At 39.6% G+C, this 23,485-nt stretch carries 18 protein-coding genes; 11 read left to right on the top strand and 7 right to left on the bottom strand.

The genetic code is table 11. The features are described 5' to 3' along the window. Nucleotides 1–80 precede the first annotated feature (80 nt). The 3 genes from H7J92_RS04345 to H7J92_RS04335 all read right to left on the bottom strand — a co-directional run bounded on the left by H7J92_RS04345 (nucleotide 81) and on the right by H7J92_RS04335 (nucleotide 3,714). The gene (locus tag H7J92_RS04345; RefSeq protein WP_221835571.1) at nucleotides 81–896 is read right to left on the bottom strand and encodes a DeoR family transcriptional regulator; all 816 of its coding nucleotides are present in this window, start codon (nucleotides 894–896) and stop codon (nucleotides 81–83) included. Between the two features lie 191 nt (nucleotides 897–1,087). Beyond that, nucleotides 1,088–2,560 carry a DUF5050 domain-containing protein gene (locus H7J92_RS04340; RefSeq protein ID WP_009766069.1) on the bottom strand — a complete coding sequence of 491 codons (1,473 nt, stop codon included), beginning with the start codon at nucleotides 2,558–2,560 and terminating at the stop codon, nucleotides 1,088–1,090. Between the two features lie 659 nt (nucleotides 2,561–3,219). Beyond that, entirely contained in the window at nucleotides 3,220–3,714 is a 495-nt protein-coding gene (locus tag H7J92_RS04335; RefSeq protein WP_040758434.1) for a sigma-70 family RNA polymerase sigma factor, read from the bottom strand. A 349-nt stretch (nucleotides 3,715–4,063) separates the two neighbouring features. Between H7J92_RS04335 and H7J92_RS04330 the strand changes: the two genes are divergently transcribed. The 7 genes from H7J92_RS04330 (at nucleotide 4,064) to H7J92_RS04300 (ending at nucleotide 11,625) form a co-directional block, all read left to right on the top strand. Beyond that, entirely contained in the window at nucleotides 4,064–5,158 is a 1,095-nt protein-coding gene (locus tag H7J92_RS04330) for a DNA sulfur modification protein DndB (RefSeq protein ID WP_009766067.1), read from the top strand. Further along, nucleotides 5,159–6,202 (top strand): DNA sulfur modification protein DndB, encoded by a 1,044-nt coding sequence (locus tag H7J92_RS04325; RefSeq protein WP_009766066.1) that lies wholly within the window; start codon nucleotides 5,159–5,161, stop codon nucleotides 6,200–6,202. It abuts the gene before it with no gap. Between the two features lie 149 nt (nucleotides 6,203–6,351). Further along, entirely contained in the window at nucleotides 6,352–6,906 is a 555-nt protein-coding gene (locus H7J92_RS04320; protein WP_221835570.1) for a competence protein ComK, read from the top strand. A 95-nt stretch (nucleotides 6,907–7,001) separates the two neighbouring features. Further along, the gene (locus H7J92_RS04315) at nucleotides 7,002–7,415 is read left to right on the top strand and encodes a DUF3775 domain-containing protein (protein WP_221835568.1); all 414 of its coding nucleotides are present in this window, start codon (nucleotides 7,002–7,004) and stop codon (nucleotides 7,413–7,415) included. A gap of 446 nt (nucleotides 7,416–7,861) precedes the next feature. Further along, on the top strand, nucleotides 7,862–9,193 hold the full coding sequence (locus H7J92_RS04310) for an AAA family ATPase (RefSeq protein ID WP_221835566.1): 1,332 nt from the start codon (nucleotides 7,862–7,864) through the stop codon (nucleotides 9,191–9,193). A 5-nt stretch (nucleotides 9,194–9,198) separates the two neighbouring features. Continuing rightward, a complete protein-coding gene (locus H7J92_RS04305) occupies nucleotides 9,199–9,855 on the top strand; it encodes an HNH endonuclease (RefSeq protein WP_221835564.1) in 657 nt (218 codons plus the stop codon). Nucleotides 9,856–10,746: 891 nt separating this feature from the next. After that, nucleotides 10,747–11,625 (top strand): Abi family protein, encoded by an 879-nt coding sequence (locus H7J92_RS04300; RefSeq protein ID WP_221835562.1) that lies wholly within the window; start codon nucleotides 10,747–10,749, stop codon nucleotides 11,623–11,625. 247 nt (nucleotides 11,626–11,872) lie between these two features. On the opposite strand, the gene H7J92_RS04295 is transcribed toward H7J92_RS04300, so the two are convergent. The 3 genes from H7J92_RS04295 to H7J92_RS04285 all read right to left on the bottom strand — a co-directional run bounded on the left by H7J92_RS04295 (nucleotide 11,873) and on the right by H7J92_RS04285 (nucleotide 16,532). Beyond that, a complete protein-coding gene (locus tag H7J92_RS04295; RefSeq protein ID WP_221835560.1) occupies nucleotides 11,873–13,858 on the bottom strand; it encodes an oxidoreductase in 1,986 nt (661 codons plus the stop codon). A 61-nt stretch (nucleotides 13,859–13,919) separates the two neighbouring features. After that, a complete protein-coding gene (locus H7J92_RS04290; RefSeq protein ID WP_221835558.1) occupies nucleotides 13,920–15,029 on the bottom strand; it encodes an agmatinase family protein in 1,110 nt (369 codons plus the stop codon). Between the two features lie 21 nt (nucleotides 15,030–15,050). Further along, a complete protein-coding gene (locus tag H7J92_RS04285; RefSeq protein WP_221835554.1) occupies nucleotides 15,051–16,532 on the bottom strand; it encodes a sodium:solute symporter family protein in 1,482 nt (493 codons plus the stop codon). Nucleotides 16,533–17,039: 507 nt separating this feature from the next. Between H7J92_RS04285 and H7J92_RS04280 the strand changes: the two genes are divergently transcribed. The 3 genes from H7J92_RS04280 to H7J92_RS04270 all read left to right on the top strand — a co-directional run bounded on the left by H7J92_RS04280 (nucleotide 17,040) and on the right by H7J92_RS04270 (nucleotide 20,724). Further along, a complete protein-coding gene (locus H7J92_RS04280; protein WP_221835553.1) occupies nucleotides 17,040–18,215 on the top strand; it encodes a hypothetical protein in 1,176 nt (391 codons plus the stop codon). A gap of 394 nt (nucleotides 18,216–18,609) precedes the next feature. After that, complete coding sequence (locus tag H7J92_RS04275) at nucleotides 18,610–19,770, top strand: M20 family metallopeptidase (RefSeq protein WP_221835552.1); 1,161 nt, start codon at nucleotides 18,610–18,612, stop codon at nucleotides 19,768–19,770. Between the two features lie 12 nt (nucleotides 19,771–19,782). Then, the gene (locus H7J92_RS04270) at nucleotides 19,783–20,724 is read left to right on the top strand and encodes an AEC family transporter (protein ID WP_221835551.1); all 942 of its coding nucleotides are present in this window, start codon (nucleotides 19,783–19,785) and stop codon (nucleotides 20,722–20,724) included. Nucleotides 20,725–20,860: 136 nt separating this feature from the next. Here the strand turns inward: H7J92_RS04270 and nhaC are convergent, their stop codons facing one another. After that, complete coding sequence (gene nhaC / locus H7J92_RS04265; RefSeq protein ID WP_221835548.1) at nucleotides 20,861–22,294, bottom strand: Na+/H+ antiporter NhaC; 1,434 nt, start codon at nucleotides 22,292–22,294, stop codon at nucleotides 20,861–20,863. 250 nt (nucleotides 22,295–22,544) lie between these two features. Here nhaC and H7J92_RS04260 point away from each other — a divergent pair, with 250 nt between their 5' ends. Further along, the gene (locus tag H7J92_RS04260) at nucleotides 22,545–23,447 is read left to right on the top strand and encodes a LysR family transcriptional regulator (RefSeq protein WP_221835546.1); all 903 of its coding nucleotides are present in this window, start codon (nucleotides 22,545–22,547) and stop codon (nucleotides 23,445–23,447) included. The last annotated feature ends 38 nt before the right edge of the window (nucleotides 23,448–23,485 follow it).

Raw genomic sequence — 23,485 nt, 5'->3', positions numbered from 1 at the left:
TGAACTAAAAGGAATACTGAACATTGTCGAACGGGATGTGAAACACGGATCCACTCCCTGATAAGCCGTACGCGCGGCTTCTAAAACAGGCATCCCGATGGTTCCAAAAGCTCTCCCAACCCATCAACCGACACCGTATACTCCTGATAAATATCGCTGAACAACGCCTCGTCAATCAACTCCCGCAACACACCGTTAAAATACCCCGGCAAATTCCGAATCGTCTTCTTCTTCATCGCTAAAACACTGATCCGCATCGCCCGATAAGCTAAATCCTCGAACAACTCTCCTTTGTCCTTATGAATTTCAAACTTCAGCATACGTCCCGCCAGTCCTCTATAAATTCCAAAGAACTCCCGGGTTTTCGAATCGTCTCCGGTCAACGCCAATATATTCTTCATCTTCGCAAATAGGGATGTGGATAACTTTTCACCTTCAGGGTGAGACGTCTTTATAGGATCTTTAATGTTTTGAAATTTATAGAAAGAAGGTTCGTTTTCCAAAACCGGCTTGGAAACCGCGGCAGTATTAGGTCCATCCGCCTCGATGCCCCTGTCCAAATTCCCCTGGTCATTGATGGGCAAAATAACATATATGTTCGCTCCCAGCCCGCTCATAACCGGTCGGACATAATGGATCCGCTCGATGATCTGCAGTTTCTCCAGTTTGCGTAAAGTGCGTCTAACCGTTGAATTCGATACGTTGAGTTTCGTTTCGATCGTTTGATGTTTCAAGTGAGCTGCCAGATATTTCACTGAATAGCAACGAATCATCTCGAGTACAGTACGATCCGTCTTGTTCATTGCATTCCAATGAAGGTCTACATGCTGACGCGCGGCTGTATCAATTTCGATTTTTTTTTGGAATCTTGCGTACTGAGAAAGATAATGTGTCATAAGAAAAACCCCTTTTTCTTTCTATATAGAAAGGAGGGGGCAAAAGGGATACAGTTAGCCTGAATAGTTTTTAAAAAATGTTTTGTGCCTTCTTAGCTTTTGGATTTTTATTCAATATACAGAAACAAGGAAAAAGAGGCCGTCACAGAAAGTCATGTCTATTGATCTTCTGCAACAGCCTCTATTCTTATTTACTGAACATGAAAATCTTTTGTCTTCGATTCTTTTAAAGGAAGCCCTAGTTTCGAACTAACCTTTCGTACTGTCAATGTATAGTTTTGATTGGTGTCGTACCCGCCTGTTGGTGCATAGACTTGTACCTTATGCGCATCTGTACGATCCAATTGAATCGTGACGGGAACAAAATCACCAGTTGATGTCTTCACAAAGATATTCTCTTTCGTGAGAGAAAGGGGATCTACTTCTTGATTAAACGTGATAGTCCAAGTTTTAGAAGGCTTTACCACTTCGCCAACGGGCTTTACTTGCGGGATTTCATCCGGAATTTCAATAGCTAAAGATGTTTCTTTACCTGTGACACGATCAACGTAATATAACGTCTTTCCCTCAATCCGTAAATCGGTGGAATGATGATCGTTCAATTGAGTTTTGGAACTGCCATCCTTTTTCATCTTGAACAGATAACCGGAATGGGAGTAATTGCTGAAATAAATCCAATCGCCGGCAAGCGCAAAATATGGAGCCTGCACGTCATTGATTTTTTGTTTGGCGGTGCCGTCTTTATTCACACGGTAAAGCTTCGCATTGTCTGAGTTGCTGCTGTAATAGTAGGTATTACCATCTTCAATCAACTTACCGAAATCATTGAAATAGGCGTACTTGGAACTGCTTGCGACCGGCCAACTGGCTTCGTTCCAGCTATGATCTTTTCGTAAAACCTTGGAAGTGACCAAGAAATAATCGTAGCGTACGTTACCTGGTGTGTTTGGCACGGGATCATCCCAAGTGATATCCATAAAATAATACTGACCGTCCAGTTTCACTAGATTCCAAGAATGTGCGCCGCCATTACCATAGCCGAACACATACTGATTCTCGATGCCGAGTTGGTTCATAAGCAGCTGAGCCGCTTTCGTATAGCCGTCACATACGGCAATTCCGGTGATCAGTGCGCCGTATGCTGTATAGGAATCGGCAGGCACGGTATTATTCCGGAAGTTGTCATAATCGTACGCGTTATGTAGAGCCAAGTAATCGTGGATTGCTTTTACTTTATCAAAGTCCGAACTTCCGGGTTTGATGATGGAAGAAAGAACTTTTGACGTTTCATTTTGTACTGCTGATTGATTCGCTCGCACGACAGATGGAGGCTTGGAATACTTAAATTCGATTTTTCCATTTGACCATAAAGTAGCTCCGCTATAGTACATCACTTCTGGATGTTCGTTCGTAACCGCTTTTATGATGGAACCGACTTCTTTGTAGGAGACTTCAGCGGTGTCAAAATAACCAGTTTCCTCTCCGTGTAGAAGTGCTTCCAGAATCATGTTATACGAGTTGGATGCCACTCCAGCAGTCTTGGCGATAGCAGTCTCTTCACTAATAGAAAGTTTCGCGGTTGTATTCACATCTGCATCTGCTGGATGGACGAAAAGAAATAAAGACAATAGAAAAGTGAATGAAATGGTTAGTGATTTATTCATAGTTCTTTAGTTACGCCTCCTTTTTGTTTATATCGGTACGGTGAAGGAGGAGTTGAAGCAGCTTAAAATTAAAACTGGAAATGGGAATAGTGTAAGCGAAAGTCTGTTGATATTGTGAAGGAAAGTTTACTTACAATCATAAGTGGTTTGTTTGCCGTATGACGGTGGAAGAACAGGAGGGGAGTGTCCAGCTGATATATATAATTAATGATTCCTATGTAAATAAGACGAACGGATATGAACGTACGCTTCACTACTATCTAGAATGTAAGAGGTATTTGAAAGATCGGTAATTGTGGAATTCATCTGAAATGTTTATAGTGATATCCTCATTCGAATACCTCATATGTAGAAACTACTGTTCCTACAATTAAAGACTGTGTTAGTTGGTAGAAACGTGGCTTTGGGGAGGGGGAAATCTTTGCAAGGCCTTTTTATGTTTCAAGAAAGCTGCTAAAACACTCACCTTAAAAGCTGTCCACAATTTACCTAATGAATTAGGCTGAATATTGGCGAACGATAATCGGGATAATCTTCTTGGTAGATGAAAATACAATTAGCGGTGTGAGCAGTGATAGTTACTTCACACCGCCTATAAAGGTTTTCTCTTTAAAAATTCATTACAAGCAAGAAAAAGTAAGCTAACGACCAAATAACAGCTATATCTGTGCCTCTAGCTCCATCAACCGCAACTTCAATTTCTTCAGAAGCCGCTCCCTTCGTTTCTTTACACCGGCCACCGTAATCCCGAAAAATTCGGCGCATTTTGCCTGAGACCAGTTGTCCACGAACAATATTGAAAGCAGTTGGCGTTCTTCGAGGTTCAGCTCGGCCACCACCTGTCCTAAATCAGACTCATCCGTTGTTTCCAACGAACCGGTTCCCATCAATTCCACGATATTGTCTTCTACAGGAGTATGCACTTCACTGAAGCGATTTTCCTTTTTTAATTCATCCAACAACGCTCCGTGAATCGACCGATATGCAAACGGTGTGAAGTTGCCTTTGCGTTCGTCAAACCGGGTCCATGCCTGCCATAAAGCGACTCTGCCTGCCTGGCGGAACTGCTCGAAATCTTGGTAAATATTCAATTTCCGAATGACTGCCGAAATCATCGGCTCGTATTGTTCCAGCACTTCGTCAAACGTATTCATTTTCAGCGACCTCTTCAGGCCGTGCACGGCATCCTGTATTCCCTGGGTGCCTTTATCATAAATAGGGCAAACAGAAAAAACGAACCGCCATTTTTGCAAAACACCCGGTAGGATTAGAGATATTGCCCGGGCATTTTTGTCGTTTACGCAGTAGGAACGTTAAAAGTTCTATTAAAATGAAAATGTCAAAATATAGACCAATAACATACTTTTTAAGATTTGTAAAGAGTACAAGAAAATCTGGACTAGATACAACTATTAGTATTAAATTGAAATAATCATAAAATTAGATAGACTATTTTGAATACTTGGGCTATACTGGTCAAAATGGCAGGGGGAGGAAATAACCATGGTGAACGCGGGGGTTACTGCAACAATGAGCGGGGTCAGCTATGAGCAGTTCGGTAAAGAAGTTCTTTGTACTCAAACTCGTTTTTCAATGCTGGAAGCGATGTTTGAAATCGACCATGAGGTACAACGGCAGCTGGATCCCCGAAAACGTAAAGATATCCGTAATTTCATTATAGAAAGTTTAGAGAAGGAGGAGCCGTTCTATTTCTCACCGTTCGTGTTTTCCAGCCGGCAAAATATACAGGAAACCGAGGATGGATTTGTCTTAAAGCCAGGCTGCAATATGTACGTCCTGGACGGCCAACACAGGCTTTCCGCCATTGCTTCGGCGATCAGTCAGCTGAAATCACAAAAAGAAGCGGCAGAGGAATTCGGGAACTGGGAGGAGGCACGCCAGGCGGGAGAATATATTTACCGGCTTTCCAGTTATCCGGTATCGATGCAAGTCTATTTGGATTTGAATCAGCAGCAGGAAAGACAACTGTTTACAGACCTAAATACAGAACGCAGAGAAGCGCATTCAGGATTGATGTTGCAGTATGATCAGCGGGATCCGTACATTGAGTTGACGCGAAGTGTGGCGGAACAGCTGCAGCTTGTAATGGAAATTGACGACAAACATTCTCGTCTGACGGAGAAAAGCACAGCCGTTACGTCACTCATCACGATGCGGAAATGTTTGATTGCACTGTTTGAAGGGATATTGACAACCAAGACGGGGGACCCGTATTACAGAGGTTGCAAGGCGAGTGAGGTGCCAAAGATCTCGAAAGCTTTTTTTATGTCTTGGCAACTATTGTTCCCAAAACGAATGGCGGATCGCAAAACATATGCCTGCGGGGTGACCGGTGTGCAAGTGGCGCTGGCCTACACCGTCTTCACATTAATGCGCGAGCAGTCTTTGACGCATTTGGAAGCGATTCAGCGGTTGCAGTTGTTGAAAAAAAAGTGTACGTGGAAACACAATGACCCGGCTTTTAGCCATATGTACGACAAAAGCTCCGGACAAGTGCGCAATCATTCGACTTCCACGGCGGTTAAACGGACTATGCTGAAGTTTTTATTGCTCATTCACGAGGAGGGGAAGCGATAAATGATCATTAATGAAGTGTTTTCTACAAGGCAGTCGATGTTCGTGTATTCGGTGAGTGAGTTGGCGGAAATGCTCGAAGATCACCGTCTGCACTTGAGGGAAGTGAATACCGGGCAGGTGCGGATGATTCGGCGTTACATTTTAGAAAATGCAGAGGAAGGACAGATTTACTTGCCACCGATTGTCGCGATGATCCAGCAAGGCAGCCTTGATGACGGGAAACCCAAGTCGCTGGCAATCATCGATGGAACGCAAAGGGTGAAAGCGCTTGCGCATCTTGAAGCGGCGGTTTCCAAGTTAATTAACAGCGACGATCCGAGTGAGCAGAAACAGGGGTTTACGTTGCATTACATGCTCCCGAACGTCCAGGTTGCCGTACAGGTTTTTGAAGGGTTGGAGCAAAAACAAGCGGATCAGCTATACATAGATCTCAACACGAAAGGTAAAAAAGTATCGCTGTCTAAAAGGATTTCCTATGATTCGAGAAACGAGGTAAACCAGCTGACAAACCGGATATTGGAAGGTAATGAGCAGTTGCAGAAGGCGGGCGTCGAACTTGAAAAAACTGCGATCATGAGGCCGCGCAATAAAAACTTGCTTTCCTTATCTCAATTGAGGCGGCTGGTCGGCTTTTTTATGACTGGGAAAACCGTTACAGGCAAGCTGTCGATGTATGCGGAACGTCAATTGCCGACTGAGGAGAGTTTTGAGTTGATCAACAGCTGGTTTGATGAGCTGTTCAGCTTGTATCCACCGGAAACGATAGGGGATTATGAGCATTCGATGCTCGCAAGTTTTCCTTTGTTGTCGGCGATCACCCAATATGCCTATGAAGGATTGGATCAGGAAACGTTTCGGGCGAAGCAAGAGATACTCCAGCAGCGCATGAGGCGGCTCGCGCATATCGATTGGTCGCGGGATCAGGAGGCGTGGAAACAATTTAGCGGAAGCACTCGGGGCAAAGCGAAATACTATTATTTAAATAGTGATAAAAAAACGAATGACGCACTCGTTCAATGGTTGCGCCTTGAAGGAGGTGAGTAGAGAAGGTCAGTGGAAAATGAAGAATCCCCGAGTGGATACAGTCCTGCCAGACTCACTCGGGAATAACCGATTGGAGTATACCAATCTATCCTCAGTATACTCCTTTTAAATTGAATCCAAAAGAGATTGAGAAAAAAGGGGGAAAAGAGATGGGAAAGCAAACGAACTTTATGATGACGAAACGAACAAGCATTATTTATCCGGAGTACACGGAAGACGGCGAATTGCATGCGAAGGTTATGGAGAACAATATACTGCATTCGGTAGCACTCACACCTACGGGAATTATTGACTTGAACCTCCGTTATCACGGATCAAATTTGCGGGGAGCCTACGATGGATCCCGCACCATCTTAGACGGACCGGACCTCACGATGCTGCCAGTTATCATTAATGAGAAGCTCGGTATGTATTGGTTTCCGAGCAAATCCCCTTACAAAGAAGATTGTGTCTGGTTTGGACTGCTCTCAATCAAAAACTATCACAGCTTTCGGGAAAAGCAGACACGCGTCGTATTCGAAAACGGGGCATTGTTCATTCTCGACAGCAGTTACAGCTCTTTCGATGAAAAATACAAACGGGCATGCAAGTTAAAAACTGCGAATGACCGGCGGACCGATTTACTGATGGTCTGTGAATCAGTTGAGTCGGCTGAGTACTTGATCAGCCGAGATCGGAGGAAGAGGAATTATTTTGTGGAGTAATAATACGATGACGAAGGAAAGTTAGGATTGATAGTGCTGCAAAACGGCGAACGACTATATGGGCGCCTTTAAAACTGGAGAGGAGGATTAGGAGAATGTTCTTATCACCGAAAAGAAAAGATGCATTAATGAGCGTCATTTCGTTGGCAAAGGAACGGCGTGAAGTGATGGCTGAAGAGGGAATTGCAACGCTATCAGCAGAAGCGATCCAAGACTATATGGACTCCGAAGAATATAAGAAAGAAAGGCAATTGAATAGTGCGATATATGAATACCTTATGCAATTGCCGATCGAAGAAGTAAAGTTCATACAGACTGTAATGTATATTGGCAGAGATGAATCGCTTGAAAAGAACACCAGCGCGGAAATACTATTTAACGAAGTATACACTTCCTTACATTGGGCTACGAAAAAAATTGAAGCGAAACAAATTGTGGAAAAGATGCCTTTGGATGAGTATTTGAGCAGGGGAATGGAGTTGATGGCAGGATCTTTAAATAATATTTGAATTGAATTATATGAAAAACCAGGTAGAGTGCCTGGTTTTTGTTTGAAGTTTATTGAGGTTTTGTCTAATCCTACTGGTTGCTAGGTCTCCAAACAGTTAAACTTGATGCATTTCTTTATTGAAGGAGTAGTTCACTGATCTCAAGTACACTCCAATACAAAAGGTGAGCCGCCCACTCTATATAATCTGCAGTACCTGTAGTAACCGTCTAGTTGGACATAGCTGATTATGAAAAATAATAATTTTCAAAGAAACTATAGCAATGCGATGTTGCTAAAATACATGTAGCAAAGCAGGTAGTGAAGACTGCAAAGCTTAATATCTTATATACGAAGCTCTCTTCCCTATTTAAGAAGCCGCCCCTTTTAGTTTTGCCATTCTTTCATAGGATAAATATTCTAATAATGATATAATTGTGAAAAAATCATTCTGAAAGGAGCAAATACATGTTAGAGAGACTTGAATTATCCGACTGGAATCAGTTCGACGAGGTAGAGATCAATTTTCACCCTAGAGTAACAATATTAACAGGGGCCAATGGGGCGGGGAAAAGTTCTATCCTTAGGTTATTGGCAAAACAAATTGGCTGGGATTATGAAGAGGTGGCAAAATTACATATCAAAAATAGTAAAAGTTCGTTTTTGGCGGGGCTAAATTTGCAGAAAATATTAGCCTTCTCAAATGCCAATAAAGAGCTAAAAAATTCATTGTTGGAGGAAATTAATAATAGTGGAAACTATATAGATACTTTTAATATGGATAATTTAGTTATGGGTACGCTTAGAACAGATAAAGGTGTTTTTAAATTCTATGTTCCTGAAGAGGTACACAGTGCCTCTTACCAGGTTGAAACAAGATTTAAGTATTTTGACTCTGATGAAGAGTTTTATCCCAGTGAAGAAATAATTAAGGGTGTAAATATATCATCACATAGGCAACCATACTCTTATGTTAGAGTTGAAGAAATTCCATTAAGGATTGATGATACAAAGCAGTTATATAGAGAATACTTAGACTCCTTACAAGTTAGAACATTAAATAAAGTATATTATAATAATACAAGTTCCCCTGTACATTATATGAAAAAATCTCTTATGTCGTTAGCTGTATTTGGTGAAGGTAATTCATTGGTAGAACCTAATCAGGAATTTCAAAAGAAGTTCGATGGATTTGCAGAGATATTGAGAAAGTTATTACCTAGGCATATAGGCTTTAATGCAATAAAAATAGAATCAGGGGAGGTTGTATTGAAAACTGATAGCGGAGATTTTTTAATCGATGCTGTTTCTGGGGGTCTTGGAGCCTTGATAGATTTAGCTTGGCAGGTATTTATGTTTAATGAAGATGATTCGGAATTTACCGTTTTAATTGACGAAATTGAAAACCATCTTCATCCCTCTATGCAAAGAGAAATTCTCCCTAATTTGATAAACGCTTTTCCAGAAGCGCAATTTATCATAAGTACGCATAGCCCATTTGTTGTTAATTCAATCAAAGAGGCCAGTGTTTATGCTTTAAAATATAATGAAAATAATAGGGTCATTTCTTTAAATTTGGACTTTGAAAATAGCAGCAAAGATGCTTTTGATATATTGAAGGATGTATTAGGCGTAACTGTCACTATGCCTGTTTGGTTAGAAAATGAGCTTGAGGAAGCTATAAAAGGTTTCGATACTAAAAAGTTAGATTTGAATTCTTATAACCGTTTGAAATCCTATTTACAAAGTAAGGGATTAGAAGATTACCTATCAGAAATGTTGCAAAGGTTTGAGGTGTAAGTTGGATGATTAAGTTAACAAAATTAAACGAACCTGGAATCCTAGAAGAAAACGCAGAGAATTGGAAAAGTTTATACTTGGCGTATAAAACAGGTGATAAATCTGTATCTAAAAATATCGGGACCAAGTATTCACACAAAGAAGTAAAAACAGCTTTAATTAAGGAAACACATGGTAAGTGTGCTTATTGCGAATCGAAGATACTACATACTTCATTTGGTGATATAGAGCATATTCTTCCTAAAAGTGAAATTCCGGAGAAGTGTTTTGAATGGAGCAATTTGACCCTTGCTTGTCCAGTTTGTAATAACAGAAAAAGGGACTACTATGATAATAATAACCTATTAATAGACCCATATGAAGATGAACCATCAGCACATTTATTTTTTGCAGGTCCTCTTGTATCTTATATCTCGGAAAGAGGAAATTTAACGGGTCTAAAAATAGATTTGAACAGAACAGAACTTGTAGAAAATAGAACTAAACATTTAAAAAGTCTAGACGGTTTCATTATGCAAATTCAAAACACTACGTTGCCCGAATTAAGAACTGCGTTGTTTGATGATTTAAGGAAAACAGCTTCGATATCTGAAGAATACAGTAAAATGGTAAGGGATTTTATAGAGGTGTTTGAATCAAAAGTAAGTACCGTTAATGGGTGACAAGCCCATCCTATATTCATTGAGATCATTCGAGTCATTGAAAACTACTAGACTTTTAAGTAAAGCCAGACTCTCGACAAAAACGGAGAATGTTTGCTGGAATTTCCCCTTAGTATAAGGTGGCTATCACACAACTACCGGACCGTTTCGAATCTTCTACAATACTGAACTTGAACCAATATTTATTCAATGGGACACTGGTTTGGTTTGATATCGCAACGGTAGCGACTATAGCCATAGGTGTGATGATTGCTTTATTCATAAACGGAAAAAAGTAACCATCCTGGCTATTTGAATAATTTAGATATAATGAGTCACATTGAGTACTTTTGAGCCGCTATTGCGGCTAATAGGACCAGTATGTGGGAGAGAGAGTCACTGTTTATAGAAATCAAAAATAACAAGAACCATAAAAAGCTTTCTGATCCATACATAACTCAGACAATACGTTGAAATTTATACGACCATTCATAGGGGAGAAAGCAGGAGGAGGTTTTTTACATTTCTAAAAAACTAATGACGAAATCGGTTGATCCTCATCGCTTATTTTAATCAATAGACTTAACTGAAAGCATGTTCATTTGTACTATAAAAAACTCGCCATAAATTAGAAAGTCTAACAAACAGTAATTGTGTGACGCATAAGTATCTCCAGTTCATTGCGGATACTGTTGGTTACTATTTGTTTGCCATGCATATAAACTAGCATTGTTTATGTGGAGTTTCATATCTCTGTCCAAAAATGTTGAAATGAAAAATTACGTTTCGGGCATTTGCCTCTTTACAGTATAGCCGATTCTTGATAAAATGATAACAACAGAACCCACCACGCCACTTAACAATGCGGACCAAGGTGGGTCGTTTTTTTTTTATATTTGGGGGAGATTTAAATTGGACCCTACAGAAATAAACATTAAAGAACCAACGACATACGAGCAGCAAATGGAAATTTTAAAAGAACGAAATTTAATTATACACGACGAAGGAGAAGCATTATCCTTTTTAAAGCGAGTGAATTATTACAGGTTTTCAGCTTATGGTCTTACGCTCAGACATATCAGTAATAGAGATGTGTTTCAAGATGGCATAACTTTTCATCACATGAAGATGCTATACAATTTCGATCAAAAGCTACGGGATCTTTTAATGAACCAATTAGAATTTATAGAGATTGAATTTCGTTCTAAAATTGCCTACCAGCATGCACATGAGTTTGGGGCTTTGGGCTATAGACATACTGAAAATTTCTCCTCCGAAGGGGCGCACAATAGTTTTTTAGAAGAGCTTGATAAACAAATTGACAGATCCGGAAGAGAACTTTTTGTCATGCATCATCGACAAAAGTATGGCGGAGAGTTTCCTTTTTGGGTAGCAATCGAAGTGATTTCTTTTGGAGAATTATCCAAACTGTTTAGGAACCTAAAAGAAGATACCAAGAATGAAGTCGTTAAAGATTTTAACATTCCATACTATTACGTAGAGAGTTGGCTTCATTCACTTGCTTACGTGAGGAATGTGTGCGCGCATTACGGAAGATTATACGGTAAGAAGCTCACCATTAAACCAACCCTATTTAAGAAAAAAAGAAGCTTAATAAGCAATAGCGGTGTGTTTGCAGCTATATATGTTCTGAGTAGGCTTTTGCACCAAGAAAATCGTACAAACTTTATCACTTCTTTGCAAGCCCTTTTAGAAGAATATGCAGAGTATATTGATCTTGGAGAACTTGGTTTTTCAGAGGAATGGGAAAAAAGATTACGTGAGCGGTAAGAATAGATTTCCAAAGATTTCTTGAACATGGTCAAGTCCATTTATTTACGTGTAAGTAGCATGTTTTTTAGCAGTAAAGCATGCTACTTCCATATTAACGATTATACATGGAAAGAAGAAGCCGCTCTTTGATGTGCACCCGGAAAGTTAAAGTAACAATCTAACTTTCCGGGTGTTTTATTATAGTTATATATAGCGAGGAATTCAAGGCAAATAGTTAACTAACATCTATAAAACTTTATCAAATCTATCTTATCGAATTAGACAAGGCTGGAAGATTTAAAACATGCTCTAAACCTTCCGTCGTAGCCTCCTCAATTGTTCGAGGAGCTAGACAATCACCAATTTGTAGTACAGTTGGTGCCAAATGTTTGATGCTTTCGTAAAGCTCAACATTGGGTACGCGTCCAACTGCTAAAACAATATGGTCCCATTCTTCAATTTCCTCTTTTGTCTGTGTAAATAGATTCCGTATAATTACCTTATCTTCTACAATACCGCCAAAGTCAAAATGGGTTTTCATTTTTATCTTTGATTGATAGAGCTCCTTCATATATTCATTACGAAGATATTGGTGTACTCCTTCTCCTACATGTAACCTCGCCGTAATGAGGGTAACTTCACAGCCTTGTTTTGCCATATAAAGAGCTGCCTCTATACCTGCCCAGTCTCCGCCAAAATCAAATACAATTGTACGGTTGCCGAGCTCTTCTTTAGTCTTCGTAAACAAATGATCGACCAGAGTAATTCTTGTATCGTCTATACCCGGTTGCTGGGGGAGGTAAGTTTTTGACCCTATGGCGCAAATAATGGCGTCAGGTTTTAAATCAGTAATGGCTTTGTTATCAATTGATATTCCAAGTTGGACATTGACATTGCTCATTGAAAGTTGGCGTGAAAAATTATCAATCATCGACTCTGCCATTTCATGCCTCATCGGTGCTTTGCGCAGAGTGTTTAACATACCGCCAATGACCTGTTGCTTTTCAACAAGTATAACCTCATGTCCTTGTGCATCCGCTGTAAGAGCTGCCTGTAAACCGGCCGGGCCTGCCCCCATAATCAGAATGCGTTGTCTTTTACTTTTTTGTTGAATTTTTTCTTTCAGTTTTTCTTCCTTTCCAGCCAATGGATTTTGAACGCAACCTATTGCAAGTCCTTTGTGATAGTGGCCAATACAGGCCTGCAAACATCCAATGCAAGCTTGGATCAAATCTGTTTTATTATGTTTCGCTTTATTTGGCATCTCGGGATCAGTAATCATGGCCCGGGTCATCCCCACTACATCCGCTTTGCCTGTAGAGATAATTTTTTCTGCTTCCGAAGGATCTAGAATCCTTGATCCTATAAAAACTGGTACAGCCCCAGCCATTCGAACTTTAAAACCTTGCGGCGATAAATAGCCATGTTTCACTGGTGAAGGAGGAGCAATGTGCGTGGATCCTGCATAGGTACTAGAGTCGCCCGCGGTTACATCGATAAAATCAAGACGTACTCTTTCTACAAGGTATTCCACAATTTGAGTGGCATCCTGAATAGTGGTACCATCCATTGTCATTTCATCCGCACTAATCCGGATACCCACTGTAAAGTCTTCTCCAACTGCTTCCCAAACTTTTTCAATGATTTCAACAGCGAACCTCATCCGATTTTCAAATGTTCCACCGTATTCATCAGTTCGGAGATTTGTATAGCTAGACCAAAATTGTGATGGTAGATAACCGTGCGAACAACAGATTTCTACTCCGTCAAGTCCTCCTTCTTTCGCAAGCTTGGCTGACCGTGCGAATCCCTCAATTACTTCTTCTATTTCTTCTTTATTCATGGGTTTTGGCATAGCGCCGAACCGCAGGCTGGGGACGGCTGAAGGCGCCCATGCTGCATTGCGGTAATCACTAGTAATCACTTCACGCCCGCCGTGAAAAAGCTGAGAAAATACCTTTGTACCATATTGATGAAGTGTATTTGATAAGTCCTTGTATACGTCCACAATCTGTTCATCGTAACCAGCAATTGTCTTTGTCGTTAACATTCCAGATGGATGTACCGCTGCAGCCTCAAGGATTATTAATCCAATCCCGCCTTTTGCACGAGCTTGATGGTAAGCAGCCATATCTTTTGTAGGAATTCCATCTAAGACATGATTCGTTTGATGGGCAGTACTGAGAATCCGATTATTTAAGAGAGTATTGCCGATTTGGACACGGCTAAATAAGTGTTTAAACTCTGTCATTTGATCATCGTTCCCTCCCTAGTATAAAAACTGCTGCGATTGAGATCTTGTATGTGTTTTACTACTCTTGAACAGGCCCCGCCTGCAGACGTTGATGTTTTTTTCGTAACCCAATGCCGCCCATAACTTCAACAATACATCTGGCAGCTAATTGGGAACCGAGGCCATTATAATCGTATTTTGGAGACATACAACAAATGTCAAAACCCAGCACTTTATTTTTTGAAATCATTTTAAGGGCCGTAATAATTTCTCGCGACGTTAACCCGTTGGGATCGGGGAATTTCTGTGCAGGCGCTAAGCCGGGTTCCAACACGTCATAATCCAATGAAGTGTAAATCCCGCTAGTTCCATCTGAAGCAATTTCAACCGCTCTTCTAGTCACTTCTTTAATTCCGAGTTCCTCAACGTCTGTCATTGTAAAATAGGTATAGCCTAATTCTTCCGCTGCATATTTCCATTGATAGGATTGTCGGAAACCCCGTATTCCAATTTGTACAAAGTTTTTCGGCTTTACGATACCTAATTCAAAAATCCTTGCCCATTGCGATCCCGCCCAATATTTAGGTTCCCATGACATATCCAAATGAGAATCAAATACAATAATCCCTATATTGTCATTCGATACTTTTGATAATCCGTGGATGATTGGAAAAGGGACAAGATGATCTCCACCCATTGTCATTGGAATCGCGCCATTGCCATAGATTGTTTCATAAACTTCAGTAATTTGATCCATAGTTTTTTGTGTATCTTGCTTTATATCAATCTCAATATCTCCGTAATCTCCGGCCTTGATTTCGTTCATTAAAATAAAATCTTTCTCCATTTCTGGGAAAAATCCATCACAATGATTGATCGAGTAATAAATTGAGTTTCTTCTAACTGCTTCGGGAGCTTCATAGGCACCTGATCGCGAGTAGATTTTTAACTCCTTCTCATCAATTGGTGTGGCGATAGGTGGAATAAATGTTAATGGGTCTTTGATTTTGACCCCTTCATAAGGCACCCCTAAAAAAATAATGTCTTTTTCTTTCATTTGTTCTTCAGTATTAATAATTGGTAATTCCATAAACGAAGGAATATCTCGTTGGATAATAGATTCCATTCTTCGTTCATATCTAGCACTATGTTGTTGCGCTCTATCTTTTGCAATTAAAAATTCCTTCATGTGATCCCTCCAAGTAAATTTTTACTCATCAATTTCTACAGAGTCATTACTACTTTTCTGTTTAAAAAAGTACTTAGTTTTTTCATCCGTAGGTCGGACACTTGTTAAGCTGCCAATTACAAATGCAGCCAAAGACAGGAGAAATGCGGTAACAAGTCCATAAGCTGAATCTGGCCAAGGTATTGGTTTTCCGACTTTTAGCAGGATAAAATCAAAGAGTACAAAAATGGTTCCTGCTAAAGCACTCCAAGTGGCACCTCTCGCAGTAGCCCTTTTCCAATAGAAGGCACCTATAACTGGTACGAACATTCCAGCAAAAGCAACATTAAAGGCTAAATATAGTGCATCCAGAATTACATCAAAGGTAGTTGCAAATATAAATGCAAGTAGCCCCATTAGAATGGTTGCCAGTCTGCTTATAGTGATAACTTGTTTTGGACTTGCGTTCTTATTTACGTATTGTTGATAAACATCCTTTGTTATATTTAAGGCCCCGGAGTTAATAGTTGTACTAAGTGTAGACATAATAGCCGCTACTATGGCCACAAATAAGAAGGCAGATAAGAAAGGTGAAAACATATTTTTGGCCGTCCAAGCAACGAATTGATCAACAGGGACGGTTTCGGAGGTTTGTAAAGGTAACCACACTTTTCCTGAAATACCGGCTATCATCGGAAGAATATATAGTGGAATAAAGATCACCAATGCAAACAGGCCGCCAAAGAGTGCATTTTTTTCGTCTTTGGCACTTGCATAGCGTTGAAAGATATCTTGTTGAGGTACTAGAGCCAAACCAAATGCAGCTACATACACAATTGCTAAGAGGGGATGTATAGATGTTGAAAATAGATTAAAGAAATCAGGAGTTGTTGAAGTTATAGTTTCTGATATGTTTGACCATCCATTTCCCCAAGATAAACTTGAAAACGCTAATATTACTAAGCCGACAAATAAAATAGCAGCCATGATGGTATCTGTAATAACAACTCCCAAAAATCCACTTACTGTTGCATAAATAAGCACTACAATAAGGGCGATACCCATTCCGGTAATCACTGAAATTCCACTAAATCCAAAAACAAACTTTCCTATTGCAAGGAGCTGAGATGTTGTAAAAGCGATGTAGAATAAGACAGTAACAATCATAAAAACATTTCTTGAGACTTTATCGTAACGCAATTCAATGAGGTCTGGTAACGAAGCTACACCGGGCAAACTTCGAACTTTCCTAGCAAAAAAGATTGCAGAAACAAATGCGCCTATCCAAGAAGGGATGGCTAAAATCCAAATTGCACTTAAACCATCGGTCATGGCATTACCAGCTACGACCAGCATGGATGTCCCACCGAAAAGACCGGCAGCAATAGTAGGCCCGAGTACCCACCAAGGCATTCTTCTGCCACCCAAATAAAAGTCTTCACCTGTTTTAACAAATCTAGAAAAGAACGCACTTACGCAAATCATAAGGAGAATAAATACTGAAATCATTATTAAAAGGACCATAACTTCCCTCCATTTTTTTGGTTTTTATTCTCGCTACCGTAACCCCCCTCTATATCAATTTCACAAAGAAAAAAGTATTAACGGAAAAAGAACGTTTACACTGGAGTGCATGTACATTTGGCTCTGTCCCAATGTTCCGTATTTAAACTATATGTAGGCATTAAGTGTAAAAATGAGTACTTTTCATGATTAGTGTTGGAAATATATTTTGGGAGAGGTACTGGACACTAGTAATCACGAGGTATAACAAAACTATTGGTAAGTATAGGAGCTTGATCTGTGGTGAAGGGACTAGATTTATCGCTGTAATTAAAATTAATCTCATTAGTCATCTAGGTTTCGGATTTGTCAATACGGGAGAAAAAGACCATTATGGAGGGATTAAAGAAGGGGGAACTGAGATGTTTAGAAAAGGTATTAGTCTTGTATGAATTTACAGTTATTTATGCTAATTGGACTAGTAAAGTGGGAAATTTCATGTAGAATATAGTTCAAGGGGGTTATTAAATGAAAAAGATGCTATATGTTGTATTGGCATTTTCGTTGCTTCTTATAGTGGCGGGATGCAGTGGAGAGAAAGCACAAACTATGTCGTCGAATGAAGCGAAAACGAAAGAAAGCGAATCAGTGGGGAAGAGTAAATTAGATCGAGAAGAAAAAATTGCACAAGATTTCTACGAAAAGCTAGTAAATGGTTCAGCAGAAGAGCAGGAAGAATTTATAAATGAAAATGTACATAGCGAAGGTGTAGAGTATTTCGAAGGGATAAAAGAGTCGGCTCAAACGCCGGAGGATAATCAGAATTCTAAAGTTATTGAAAGCGCCAAAACAACATTTAATGATGGAGAAGAAGGAAAGCTAGTATTAATGAATGTTGAAAATGCAAAAGGCGATGTTCGAGAAACGATACTTGCGTTCGCAAAAGAAGAGAAAGAGTATAAGTTATTATATAGCATCACATCAGAGAATGAAGGAGAAGCCTTAGAGGACTTCAACTCTTTACGTAGCGAGTTTAAGGCGAAAGCCCCTTCTGAAATGGTGAAACGAAAAGAAGCAGAGGCTGCTCAAGTTGCAAACATAGAAGTTCATGACCAGGCGCTTTATTCATGGAAAGATAGCATTGACTCTATTTGGGTCAACTATAATGCCGAAATTAAAAATACTGGTGATGCACCAGCGAAAATTGGTTCGATTCAAGTCAATTTTGTAGATACAAATGATTCAGTTATCGGCACTGCTGATACGATTGTTCCGGTACCTAATATCCTTTTGCCTGGGGAAACAGCTTATATCGGCGAGACAGCACTTGCGCAAGCAGCAGACAGTCCTGAATCAATTGTCGATGCGACAGTGAATATTGATTTTAACAAAACAACAGAAGATCCGAGTTTATTGGAAACAGAGAATGTAAATGTTAAAGAAGTGAAGAATGGATTCGGAGGTCCTTATGTGGTGACCGGAATTGTGAAAAATCCTTACGAAGCGCAAATGGATGATATCCGATTGGCATCGGGTCTATACGATGCTGATGGAAAATTAATCGCAATTCTTAAGGAATCACTACAAGTTAGACTAAATCCGGACGGTACTGCCGGTTTCGAAATGAGTTACCCAGAGTTATCAAAAGAGATTCAGGGGAAAGTATCAGATGTAAAGGTGAAAGCTTATAATTGGAGTTGGTAATTGAATAAAGGTGATGCTTACTTTTGCGTCATATATTAAACTTTTATATTCCAAAGGTTAGATTCAAATTCTAGCCTTTGGGATGCTTTGTAATGATTAACTTTCATCGAAATTAAAACTGATGATAATAAGCGTCATTGACGAATGTAATGTAAAGTTGGTGACCATATATGTGTTTCACGTCACCCAGTATAATATTGCCAGGCTTTTCACGAATCTTACTTCATGAGGTTCTCAAAATGGATTACTGAGAATATCCCAGTTGGGTGATTTCATATAAAATATATATGGTTTTAATACTAAATATATATTTTACATCTATATTTCTTGCATATAAAATAATGTTAGCTTACTCAAATATCTTCATTATTTGGAAGAAGGAGAGCGTATATAGATGAATTGTTTACAAGAAATCACTCAGTTTTTGAAAGAGCGAGAGGCAGAAGCAAAAGAATATTTACAGCGTTTGGTTAACACGGATAGTAATTCATTTGACAAAGCTGGAGTTAATCAAGTTGGTTTAATTATTCAAGAAATCTTGGATAATTATCAAATTCCATTTATAGTAAAGAGGAACAAAGAATTTGGAAATCATATTATCGCGACAGTGAAAGGGCAACAACCGGGAAAGATTGTATTAATGGGCCATCAGGATACGGTATTTCCTAAAGGAACAGCAAATGAACGACCTTACTCTGAAGATCAACAATTCGCATATGGACCAGGGGTCTCTGACATGAAGGGGAGCTTAGTAAGTATGATTATGGCTGCTTCTGCAGTAAAAACATTTGCTATGGATGAAATGTGCGATATTGAATTACTCTTCACCCCTGAAGAAGAAATAGGTTCACCAATCTCTTGTACAGTGATCGAGCAACAGACAAAGAATGCATTAGGTGTATTTAATATGGAGCCGGCGCGCCCAGATGGTTCAATCGTGACAGCCAGAAAAGGCTCTGCCCATATGCAGGTTCGTATCGAAGGTAAAGCAGCTCATTCGGGATTGGCCATTGAAGAGGGAATCAGTGCAATTGATGAATTGGCACATAAAATTATTAACATAAAAGAACTGATGAATTTGGAGGAAGGAATAACTGTTAATGTAGGAACTGTCCAAGGAGGAGTAGCGAATAACACGGTGGCTCCACAAGCCAAGGGGACCATACACACAGGTTTTTGGCGAATGAAGGATTTTGAACAATTAAAAAAAGATGTACAATCAATCGTTGATAACAGTTATGTCGAGGGAACGAAAGCGGTATTAACATTAGGTGCTGGGATTTTGCCTATGGAAAAAAATAAAGAGTCTCAGAAAATGTATGAAGTTGTCAAAGAAGCAGCTGATTTAGTAGCAATTCCTATTACAGAGACTGCGACCAAAGGGGCTGCGGATGCCGGCTTTTCTTCCACAATAGGAGTACCGACAATTTGCGGGATGGGACCTGTTGGAGGAAAGTGGCATTCCGAGGAAGAATATTTAGTTCTCGGATCATTCGTACCAAGAATGCAGTTATTGGCGGTCAGTATGGTGCTGTATAGCCGTTCCTGCCGGTAAAGGAAACTTTCTATGGATATCGGAGTTGTCTTTCAATCTATCGCCATGATAACAATATTGATTGTCATCGGGGCCGTGGCGGCCAGGTTTTATGTGTTTAATGATGAAACGAAAAATATGTATATTACACTCATTACGAATGTCGCGATGCCTTCCATTATTTTATCGAGCATTTTCACGGTGGAAATTGATCGCAATATGTTCAAAACACTGATTCTCATATTTGTTTTTTCGGTGTTGATTAATTTGATTGGTTTACTGATTGGATATGTCACAGCTTCTTTATCTCCGAAGTATTCGGAGAAACGGATAGAAGTGGCAATACTTTCTGCGTTTGGCAATACCGGCTTTATCGGCATTCCGTTATGTGCAGTATTATTTGGCGCAGAGGGTGCCTTATATGCCGCAGTGTTTGATGCGGGCGTAGACTTTACGATCTGGACAGTCGGTGTTTATTTGATGCAGAACGAAAGAAAAATCAGTTGGGCATTATTGAAAAATATGATCAATATACCGCTTATAGCGATTGTACTAGGAATAGTGGTTGCACTGACAGGAGTTCGTATCCCTTCTCTGTTTATGAATGTGACAACCAGCTTAGCTGCATTCGCGATTCCGCTCGCTATGTTTTACATTGGCGCGACGTTTTACAATTTTCAAAGTTCCAAAGTACGGGTTGGCTACTTCGTGGCTGCAGTGCCGGTACTTATTAAGTTGATTGTACTTCCACTCACTATAGTTGTTGCAATAAAATTTGTCCGCCTGGACGGATTATTGATGAACGTTTTGATCGTTCAATCTACGATGCCAGCTTTGACACTATCTTCAGTTCTGTTTGCTAAATACTCCAGAGATTACAAACTGGGCGCGTTAGTGACTATTATTTCAACGATTGCTGCGTTATTCATTATACCGGTGATGTTATATTGTATCGATGAATACTTTTTGAATTAACTAAGCTATGATAGAAAGCATGCAAATCTGGCTTTCTACCATAGCTTATTGTTATATTGCAATATCAAAAAGACGGAGCTGTCCAGAAAGTCATTTTTCCATGACATTCTGATCAGCCCCTTCAAAGTACTACATATTAATTTATAGATTCCTTCACTTCTGTATCGTTCTCCAATTTGGCTATTCCGATTCCTGTATACCCTAAAATAATTGCGAAGATAAAACCGGTGTAGCATAGGATTGCCCAAGGAAGATAACTGAATGTAGAGACGCCTAATGTTCCGGCTATGAAAACACCTGAAGTGGACCAAGGTACAAGCGGAATAACGACCGTTCCTGAATCTTCTAACGTTCTCGACAGATTTTTTGCAGCCAGATTTTTCTTTTTGTAGGTTTCTTTATACAATTCACCTGGTATGATGAGCGGCAAATAAGTATTGGCTGTTACTAGAGCAGTTGTAATACATGATAACACAGTTACTAAAATTAAATCTCCTGTGCTTTTTACTAACTTGACCAATGAATTGACTAGTACTTCTAAACAACCGGAAACGGAAACAATGCCGGCAAAAGAAAATGCACACAGAGCAATCAAAACAACTCCTGTCATGGATTGCATGCCGCCTTGATTGACAAGCCGTAAAACTTCCGGGATAACGGTTTCCGGATTAAATCCTTCCTTTTCCACCATGATGACATCAAAGCCCGAGACTGTCGCCAAGAAAACGCTTTTAACGGAAAAGCCTTGCACAAAAATGGCGATGAAACCGGCAACGAAAGAAGAAAGAATAACCACAGGCAATGTAGGCAGTTTTTTTATAGTACCATAAAGAATTATAATCGCAGGGAGCACTAACCAAATGCTCCACGTAAACATTTCTTCTAAACTTTTTAGCATAGCTCCTGTTTGTTCGCTAATCCCTGGTTGAGTAACGGATGAGTTGAAACCAACGATTGTGTAAACAATCATTGCAACCACAGCAGCCGGAATTGTTGTATACAGCATATGTTTAATGTGTTCATGTAGTTCAGTTCCCACTACTAAGGGAGCTAAATTGGTAGTGTCAGAAAGTGGAGATAATTTATCACCAAAATAAGCTCCGGATACGATGGCTCCTGCAGTTGCCGCTAATGAAACATCCATTCCTGTTGCTATCCCCATCAGAGCGACTCCAACAGTACCGACAGAGCCCCAGGAAGAACCGGTAACAATGGATACAATTGCTGAAACGATAAATGCGATAAGGACAATAAAAGAAGGATGTATAATTTTTAACCCGAAAAAGATCATTGCGGGTATTGTACCGGAAATGGTCCACATCCCTATTAATATTCCAATAGAAATAAGAATTAATAAGGCGGGCATTGCTGCATCAATTTTCTCACGTATACCAGTCATCATCTGTTCCCAGGTTACCCCGACCCGTAATGCAATGATCCCTGCAAACAGCGAGGCAAGAATTAATAACGGCTCGATTTTGATTCCATAACCTGCAAATCCAATCGAAGTCAATAAAAGCATGACAATGATAGGAAGAATAGCTTCGAAAAAGGTAGGTTTTCTCTTCATGTGTTTCCCTCCATTACTAGTTTTTTAAAATTAATCATCTCCTGCTAAGTAATTATAGAAGTGAGGAAGTAGCTTTTGATTAGAGCGCTTTCAATGGACTAGAAAAGCCTTGACTCAGCTGAAGTATATAAAGCGAAAAAATATACTTTTAATTATAGTCAGATTTTCGTATAATTGAAAATATATATAAAGTGTATAGTTGATATGTAAAACGTATATGATAGATGAATGGAAATCGGAGGTAAAGTCATTGAATTTACATCGTTTACATTGCTTTGTCACGGTTGTAGAGGAAGGAAGTGTTTCTAAAGCAGCCAAGAAATTGAATATGTCACAACCTCCATTGAGTATGTTAATCCGCAAACTGGAAGAAGAGCTGAATGTCACTCTTTTTGAGAGGTATAAAAAACGTTTATTAGTAACCGAGGTAGGAAATCTCCTGTACGAGAGAGCGAAGGAGTTACTTATTTCCTCAGAGAATGTTGTGAAAGAAGTCGCGGAGTATAGCGAAGGGATAAAAGGGACGGTCCGAATTGGTACCTCTACATCGGCCAACATTACATTTATCCCAAATGTACTTAAAGAAATTCAAGAACAGTCGCTGGATATTACGCTGGATGTAAGAGAAGGGAAATATACGGACATATTGCGGGAGATTAGAAATAATGAGATTGACGTAGGATTAGTGCGCAATACTTATCAGCCAGATGATTTAGAAATTATAAAGCTTGTTAAAGAGCCTTTATTATTAGCATTGCCCCCCGGTCATCCGTTATTGAATAAATCTTCAATCGAACTAAGTGATTTGCGGAATGAAAACTTTTTAATGCAACGAACAACACAAGGACAAAACATATCAGATTTTATAATGGAAGCTTGTCATGCAAGTGGCTTCACACCTAACATAGTTTACTGGGGAACCACTTCATTGCCTATTTTATTAATGGTGAAAAAGGGGATAGGTGTTTCCTTTGTACCGCAAAGCTTTTTGCAATTGAATGATGATGTTAATTTACCTACCATGGTGAAGGTGTCATCTCCTTATTTGTTCAGCTCACAGAGCATGATTATGTTGCAGGATCGTTTTCGAACATTTTCTACGAATCGAATAGTAGAGATCATAAAAAAAGTCGCAGGAGTGTCGAACAAATAATCATTTTGATGTCGGAAAACGCTGAGAGACAAAAGCTT

It is taken from the genome of Sporosarcina aquimarina (assembly GCF_019748715.1).
In the GTDB taxonomy this organism is placed as follows: Bacteria; Bacillota; Bacilli; order Bacillales_A; family Planococcaceae; genus Sporosarcina; species Sporosarcina newyorkensis.
This window is presented reverse-complemented; position numbering and strand designations above follow the sequence as displayed.

Coding starts and splice junctions, on each gene's coding strand:
- H7J92_RS04345 (WP_221835571.1), bottom strand. CDS start 896: ATGACACATTATCTTTCTCAGTACGCAAGATTCCAAAAAAAAATCGAA.
- H7J92_RS04340 (WP_009766069.1), bottom strand. CDS start 2,560: ATGAATAAATCACTAACCATTTCATTCACTTTTCTATTGTCTTTATTT.
- H7J92_RS04335 (WP_040758434.1), bottom strand. CDS start 3,714: ATGAATACGTTTGACGAAGTGCTGGAACAATACGAGCCGATGATTTCG.
- H7J92_RS04330 (WP_009766067.1), top strand. CDS start 4,064: ATGGTGAACGCGGGGGTTACTGCAACAATGAGCGGGGTCAGCTATGAG.
- H7J92_RS04325 (WP_009766066.1), top strand. CDS start 5,159: ATGATCATTAATGAAGTGTTTTCTACAAGGCAGTCGATGTTCGTGTAT.
- H7J92_RS04320 (WP_221835570.1), top strand. CDS start 6,352: ATGGGAAAGCAAACGAACTTTATGATGACGAAACGAACAAGCATTATT.
- H7J92_RS04315 (WP_221835568.1), top strand. CDS start 7,002: ATGTTCTTATCACCGAAAAGAAAAGATGCATTAATGAGCGTCATTTCG.
- H7J92_RS04310 (WP_221835566.1), top strand. CDS start 7,862: ATGTTAGAGAGACTTGAATTATCCGACTGGAATCAGTTCGACGAGGTA.
- H7J92_RS04305 (WP_221835564.1), top strand. CDS start 9,199: ATGATTAAGTTAACAAAATTAAACGAACCTGGAATCCTAGAAGAAAAC.
- H7J92_RS04295 (WP_221835560.1), bottom strand. CDS start 13,858: ATGACAGAGTTTAAACACTTATTTAGCCGTGTCCAAATCGGCAATACT.
- H7J92_RS04290 (WP_221835558.1), bottom strand. CDS start 15,029: ATGAAGGAATTTTTAATTGCAAAAGATAGAGCGCAACAACATAGTGCT.
- H7J92_RS04285 (WP_221835554.1), bottom strand. CDS start 16,532: ATGGTCCTTTTAATAATGATTTCAGTATTTATTCTCCTTATGATTTGC.
- H7J92_RS04280 (WP_221835553.1), top strand. CDS start 17,040: ATGAAAAAGATGCTATATGTTGTATTGGCATTTTCGTTGCTTCTTATA.
- H7J92_RS04275 (WP_221835552.1), top strand. CDS start 18,610: ATGAATTGTTTACAAGAAATCACTCAGTTTTTGAAAGAGCGAGAGGCA.
- H7J92_RS04270 (WP_221835551.1), top strand. CDS start 19,783: ATGGATATCGGAGTTGTCTTTCAATCTATCGCCATGATAACAATATTG.
- nhaC (WP_221835548.1), bottom strand. CDS start 22,294: ATGAAGAGAAAACCTACCTTTTTCGAAGCTATTCTTCCTATCATTGTC.